This is a genomic window from Streptomyces sp. UH6 (genome assembly GCF_013421635.1).
GTDB classification, from domain to species: domain Bacteria; phylum Actinomycetota; class Actinomycetes; order Streptomycetales; family Streptomycetaceae; genus Streptomyces; species Streptomyces abyssomicinicus.
Genome location: NZ_JACADT010000312.1, coordinates 1 through 5,823, shown reverse-complemented (window position 1 = coordinate 5,823; position 5,823 = coordinate 1). Strand labels below are relative to the sequence as shown.

At 73.2% G+C, this 5,823-nt stretch carries 4 protein-coding genes and 1 pseudogene; all 5 read right to left on the bottom strand.

Translation table 11 applies throughout. From position 1 onward, the window contains the following. The coding region (locus HW445_RS16265) for a glycosyltransferase (protein ID WP_180221738.1) at positions 1–1,369 on the bottom strand (1,369 nt) is incomplete at its 3' end. Then, on the bottom strand, positions 1,366–2,718 hold the full coding sequence (locus HW445_RS16260) for an MFS transporter (RefSeq protein ID WP_180221737.1): 1,353 nt from the start codon (positions 2,716–2,718) through the stop codon (positions 1,366–1,368). The genes HW445_RS16260 and HW445_RS16265, both read right to left, overlap by 4 nt. Then, on the bottom strand, positions 2,715–3,995 hold the full coding sequence (locus HW445_RS16255; protein ID WP_180221736.1) for a glycosyltransferase: 1,281 nt from the start codon (positions 3,993–3,995) through the stop codon (positions 2,715–2,717). Before HW445_RS16255 ends, HW445_RS16260 begins: the two co-directional genes overlap by 4 nt. 990 nt (positions 3,996–4,985) lie before the next feature. After that, a complete protein-coding gene (locus HW445_RS16250; RefSeq protein ID WP_180221735.1) occupies positions 4,986–5,408 on the bottom strand; it encodes a YccF domain-containing protein in 423 nt (140 codons plus the stop codon). Positions 5,409–5,435: 27 nt separating this feature from the next. Next, positions 5,436–5,823, bottom strand: a pseudogene (locus HW445_RS16245) (amino acid permease); the annotation flags it as partial.

Here is a 5,823-nt window from a genome sequence, read left to right as displayed (position 1 = left end):
GCGCACCGGGCGGTACCAGGGCGGCCGGGACGGCCCCGTCGGCGGACGGCGCCGGACGGATGCGCCCTCGTGCGGGGTCCGTGGCGCCCTCGTAGGCCGCCACCTGCCGCAGGACGCCGAGACGGGAGAGGTGGTGCTCCTCGACGGAGGCGCGCGCGGCCGCGCTCCAGCGGGCACGCCCCTCCTCGTCCGTCAGCGAGCGGAGCACCGTCCGCGGCCAGGGGCCGTCGCCTTCGGTGTAGGGGGTGAGCAGGCCGTTGACGTCGTGCCGGATCTGGGCCCGGATGCCGTCGGTGTCGGCGCCGACGACGACCGCGCCCTTCCACAGGGCCTCGGAGACGGTGAGGCCGAAGCTCTCCCGGCTGCTGTTCTGCACGACCGTGCGGGCCCGGCCGCGCAGCAGGTTGAGGGCGAGGTCCTCCCCGGTGCGCTGGACCGGGCCGAAGCGCCAGATGTGGACGCGGTCGCGCGTCCGGGGCCGGAGCTTCGCCCAGGAGTCCATGAGGTCCTGCCATATCGCCCGGTTCATCGGATAGTTCTGCCGGTCGTCGATGTGCGGCCCGACGAGGACCAGTTCGGTGTCCCGGTCGTCGTCGGCGGCGAGCCGGGCGAAGGCCTTGAGGACTCCGAGCTGGCCCTTGAGCGGGTCCCACCGGGAGACCTGGAGGACGAACGGGGCGTCGGGGTGGCGCAGACCGCCCGTACCGAAGTCGTCGACCAGGATCCGCGCGTCCTCCTCACCCGTGACACGGGCGAGGGAGCAGCCGCGGGCGGCGTGCAGGGAGGACCACAGCTCTCCGGCGAGGTCGTCCGGGAGGTCCCGGTTCTTCCACGACCGGGGATCGATGCCCGGCGGGACGACGACGGTCCGGCCGTCGTCCTGCCACCCCGGCCAGACCTGGCGCGCGTCCGAGAAGAGCAGGTGGTCGACGACGTCGAGCTGGGGGCGGAGGAACTCGACGGCGTTCCGGTCGATCGTCGCCAGGTTCTCCGAGCCGACGTGGCAGCGCCAGGCGATGCGGGGTGCCACCGCCCGGACGGCGGTCGCCAGGGTGAGCACCAGCGGGTCGTGCAGGACGACCACGTCGGCGTCACGGGCGGCCGCCACCACGGCCGCCTCGTTGGCCGCGAGGAAGTGGCCGACGCCGTGGCGCACCCTCTCCTCGGGGAAGTCGCCGCTCCGTGCTCCGTAGAGGCCGTTGTGCAGGACGAACGCGGCGTCGTGGGCGGCGTCCAGGGCGTGCGCCAGAACCCAGTGCGTCCGCCAGCCGAGTTCGGCGAGGTACGGCAGTTCGCTGCGCACGACCTCGGCGACGCCGCCCAGTTTCGTGCTGGTGCTCACATGCAGGATGCGGGGTCCGTCGTTCATCGGATGCTTCCGTTCGGCTCGGGACGCAGCACACGTGCCGGGAACCTCTTCTCGCAGGCGACGAAGCCCAGCCCTCCGACCCCGATGAGCAGGCCCAGGACGAGCCAGAGGGCCAGACCGTTCCACCCCAGCAGGGCGCCGACGACGGCGGGGCCGGCGACGTTGGAGACGGTCCAGGACATCTGGAAGACCGAGGAGTACCTGCCGCGCAGGGGTACGGGGGCGGCGTCCATCGACAGGGCCTGGGCCGCGGGCCCGGCCGCCATCTCGCCGAGGGAGAAGAGGACCATGCCTGCTGCGGTGCACAGGAGGGCGAAGGTCAGTGGGGCGTCGTGGGCCCCGGCGAACAGGGCGAACGCCAGGACGAAGAAACCTGCCCCGACGAGCACGGCACGGGTGCGCCGCAGGGGCATGAGCATGCGGGACACCGTCGTCTGGAACAGGACGGGCAGGACGGTGTTCATCGCGAAGGCGACCGACGGCACCCACGGCGGCAGGCTGAGGGTGTCGACGAGGTACACCGGCAGCGCCACGCTCGGCAGCAGCCACGCGAAGGTCAGGGCGGTGTGGGCGGCGGTCATCGCGGTGTAGGGCCGGTCGCGGAGCACCGCGAGCCACCCCGTGCCGCCTGGAGACGCCTCGCCCGCCCCACCGGACCCCTCGCCCGCGCCGTCGACCCCGCCGGATCCCTCGCCTGCCCCGTCCGCCCCGCCGGATCCCCCGCCCGCGCCGTCCTTCCCCGACGGGGACGGGGGCGTCATCCGCAGCCGTGCGAACACCACCGCGGACAGGAACGAGGCGACCACCGCGGCGAGGAGGATGGCACGCAGCGTGGCGACGTCCCCGACGGAGAGGGCCACCGCGGCGAGGGCCGCTCCCAGGCCGAGCGCACCGCTCTTGAACGCGTTGACCACCGCGAACCAGCGGTCCAGCGTCTCGCCCTCGGCGGCCTGCTCGGCCACGAAGACCGGCCAGCCGACCCAGTACAGCCGCTGGGACAGCGTGATGAACGCGACCGCGACGACCAGCTGGGGCCAGCCGTGGATGTCGACGAGCCCCAGGTAGCCGATGCCGCAGCAGGCGTTCGCCGCCACGATCGTCCGCTGCGCGCCCCAGCGGTCGGCGATGCTTCCCGCGAGGGGGTTGAGCAGCAGGGCGATCAGGCCGCCGCAGGTCAGGATCAGGCCGATCCGGGTGACCGGCAGGTCGGTGCTGAGGCGGACGTAGAGGAAGGTCAGCGGGTAGAACGCCCCGGCCGCGATCGTGTCGACGAGCAGCACGGCCAGCATGATCTTGCGCTGTGGCGTGCTGACCAGCGAGGTCCGGGCCGGGACCGCCTTCACCTTCACCGGGAACCGGACCCGTCGTCGAACGCGACCCGCACCGTGGCGCCGATCCGCCGGGCCTCGTCGAGCAGGTCGCCGGACCAGCGGCCCCACAGCCCACGCAGCCGCGAGGTGATCACGACGAGGTCCGCGGAGCCCGCCGCGAGGACGGTGCGCAGGCCGACGGCGTGGACCGCCGTGACGCGGTCGGCCGCCGGCAGGGCGTCGAGCAGCCCCCGGTCGAAGTCGACCAGGGTGCACGAGGCGCCGTCCGGCAGCCGGGGCGGGTGGCCGCCGGCGCCCAGGACCACCACCCGGGAGGCCGTCCCGCCGTCCGGGAGCGGTTCGGCCGCCAGCCGCTCCGCCTCCGCCCGCACGTCGAGGTCCCTGGCGTGCTCCTGCCACTCCAGCAGCCGCCCGTACTCGTACTCCAGGGGCGGGTCGTAGTGGTTGCGGGAGTACATGGCGCCGTAGAGCTCCATGACCGGCTCGGGGTGCTTCTCCCACAGCAGCCAGGAGTTGGCGCAGTTGCTGGTGCGGTTGCCGTCCAGGTCGCGTTCGTGGGGGCTCTCCAGCGCCCACGCCCGCTGCGACAGCACCAGGGGGAGGCCGTGCTCGTGGACCCGGAAGCCGAACTCGAGGTCCTCCCCGCCCCAGGAACGGAAGTCCTCGTCGAAGCCTCCTACCGCCTCGAAGTCGGCGGTGGGCAGCGACAGGTTCAGCGCCCACACGTGCATCCACGGTGTGGCGAGCCGGCCGAGGTCGAACCCGGCCTCGGCGAGTTCCGGGTGGCGCAGGTCCTGGAAGTCCTTCCGCCCGCCGTAGGTGCGCACCACGTCCTCGGGATCGCTCTGCGCGAGGATCTCGGCGAGGCCGGGGAAAGGCCGGTAGGGGTTGTAGCCGTAGGTGTAACCGAGGACGAGGCGTCCTCCCGGGGTGCCGTCGGGCCGCGGCCCCGCGTGCGCGGCGATGTGCTCGGCGAGGAAGTCGGGTCCGACCAGGGCGCCGGTGTCGAGGAAGACCAGCAGCGGGGCGGTGGCCAGCCGGGCTCCGCCATTGCGGGCGGCGGCGGCCCGGAACCCCAGGTCCTCCTGGGTGTGGAACCCGATCCTGAGCTTGCCGGAGAACGAGGCGACGACCTCGGCCGTGTGGTCGGCGGACCCGTCGTCGGCGACGACGACTTCGAACCGCTCGGGCGGCAGACTCTGCCGGATGAGCCCCTCGAGCTGGCGGCGCAGCAGTTCGGCCCGGTTGTAGGTCGGGATCACCACGCAGACCTGGGGGACCGGTGGGTGCGTCATGACTGTCCTGTCCTTCGCTGGGAGGTGTGGGTGGGGGGATCAGCCGCGGAGATCACTCGGCCCCGGAACGCTTCTCCGGCGTCGCGTGTGCGGACAGGGAGCGTGTCGACAGGGAGCATGCGGACAGAGGACGTGCGGACAGGAGACGCAGGCGCCGAAGCCGCCGTCCCGGGTGCACCCGGTTCCTCGCCGACCGGCCGGTCCTTCGGCAGCACGCCCCCCGGACCGACGCCGGGGTGAGGCGCACCCGCGGTACCGGACGGGTGTCGGCCGAGCCGGAGGTCGTGGTGTCCTGGGCCATGGTTGGTCCCCCCTGCTTCCTGATACGAAGGCCATGCGTTGCGGGCTGGGGCGGAACGGCTCCCCCCGGGGCACGGGAAGCAGGCCGGTGACACGCGGGAGTGCCTGCTCGGCGGTCGCGGCGCCGGGTGCGGGGAGGACGCCGGTCCCGGAAGCGCACCCGTGTGGTGCGCACGGCTCAGACGGTCACGTCGTCCATGGCAGGTGGCGCTCCCCGTTGCGGTGGGCGGTGGGCGCTTCCCCCGTGACGAGGGAAACGGGCCGTTCCGCGGCGCTTCCGATCGATCCGGCGGTGCGCCGCGCCATGACCTTGGCAGCCACCGTTCGGTCAGTCAACGGAAAGCAATCGGACAGCGGCGACCCGCGTCCGGCACGCGCGGTACTGGGCCCGCGGGCACTCGTCCGGCCTCTGTTCTCCCAGCTCACAGAGGCGTGAGAGAGGCAGAAGCGGTCCGGACGGCGGGAGCCGCGGACGGGTCGACCGACAGCTTCTGCCCGGTTCCGCACGCGTGCGACGGGCCGCGCGGCAGGCTGCGCGGGCGTGGGCTCCGGCACCACTGGTGCGGTCATCCACCCGCCGTGGAGCGAAAGTCCAGCCCCGCTGGAGCCGTGCCGGCCGGCCGTGCGCGCCCGGGCACGGGGAAAGGGCCCGGCACGGACGGCCGGGCCGGGTTCGTCACGCCGCCGGGGTCACCAGCGCTGCGGGCCGCCCGCCGGAGCCCGCTCGGCCTCCTCGCTGGAGACGACCTCGGTGCCGAGCGGCATCAGCGAGATCGGGATCATCTTCAGGTTCGCCCAGCCGAACGGGATGCCGATGATGGAGACGAACAGCGGGATGCTGGTCACCAGGTGCCCGATGGCCAGCCACCAGCCGGCCACGATCACCCACACCACGTTCCCGATCATCGATCCCACGCCCGCCGTCGGCTTGGGCACCGTGGTCCGCCCGAACGGCCAGAGCGCGTACCCCGCCAGCCGCAGCGAGGCGACGCCGAACGGGATGGTGACGATCAGCACGAAGCTGATCAGCGCGGCCACCAGATAGCCCACCGCCATCCAGAACCCGCAGAACACCACCCACAGGATGTTGAGCACCAGATTGACCGGCTTCACGGCTGTTCCCCCTTCGTGTGAGGCCCTCTACGACTCAAGTGTCCGCCTGATTCCGTACACGAGCGCGCCGGTCAGGACGACGGCCGCCCCCACGGCCACCGGGACGGCGGGCAGCGCGAGCGCGAGGACCAGACAGCCGAGCAGCCCGACACCGGGGAGGACGCGTGCGGCGGCCGTCCGGTTGAGCGTCCAGGCCGAGGCGTTGGCGATCGCGTAGTACAGCAGCACGCCGAACGACGAGAACCCGATCGCGCCCCGCAGGTCCACCGTGGCCGCCACCACCGCGACCACCGCTCCCACCGCCAGCTCGGCCCGGTGCGGGACCCGGAAACGCGGGTGCACGGCCGCCAGGGCGCCCGGCAGGTGCCGGTCCCGGGCCATGGCCAGCGTGGTCCGGGACACGCCCAGGATCAGC